This is a genomic window from Brachyspira sp. SAP_772 (assembly GCF_009755885.1).
Lineage (GTDB): Bacteria > Spirochaetota > Brachyspiria > Brachyspirales > Brachyspiraceae > Brachyspira.
This window is the reverse complement of the sequence record NZ_VYIX01000122.1, coordinates 1-772: the sequence shown is the minus strand read 5'-3', so window position 1 is coordinate 772 and position 772 is coordinate 1. Positions and strand designations below refer to the sequence as shown.

General features: G+C 32.0%; 1 protein-coding gene. It reads left to right on the top strand.

Annotated elements, in window-relative coordinates; all coding sequences use genetic code 11:
• A partial coding sequence (gene aspS, locus GQX97_RS12985) for an aspartate--tRNA ligase (protein WP_157152272.1) occupies positions 1 to 772 on the top strand: 772 nt, incomplete at both ends.

The following is a 772-nucleotide window of genomic DNA, read 5'->3' as shown; positions in this document are numbered from 1 at the left end:
ACCTATAATGGAATTTTAACAAAAAATGATATTGGTAAAGAAGTTAAATTAGCTGGTTGGGTCTTAAGAAGAAGAGACCATGGCGGAGTAATATTTGTAGATTTAAGAGATAGAACAGGTTTTGTACAAATAGTATTCAATCCTGAGATAAGCAAAGAAGCACATAATAACGCTCAAGATTTAAGAAGCGAATATGTTATAAGTGTTGAAGGTAAAGTAAGAGCAAGAAGCGAAGAGATGATTAACCCTAAAATTCCTACTGGTGAAATAGAAGTTATGGTTGAGAAAATGGAACTTCTTAATACTTCTGAAACTCCTCCTTTCTTACTTGAAGATGATATTGATACTGGTGAAGATATAAGATTAAAATACAGATATTTAGACTTAAGAAGAACTAAAGTATTCAACAACCTATATAAAAGATTTGAAATTACTAATGCTTTTAGAAAACATTTAGCTGACAATGGTTTTATAGATGTTGAAACTCCTATATTAAACAAAAGTACTCCTGAAGGTGCTAGAGACTTCCTTGTTCCTTCAAGATTAAATGCTGGAGATTTTTACGCATTGCCTCAGTCTCCTCAAATATTYAAGCAAATACTTATGATTGGCGGTTTTGAGAGATATTATCAAGTTGCTAAATGTTTCCGCGATGAGGACTTAAGAGCTGACAGACAGCCTGAGTTTACTCAAGTTGATATTGAAACTTCTTTCCTTAATACTGATGAGTTTTTATCTATTATGGAGAAAGTTGCTGCTAATATAGTTAAAG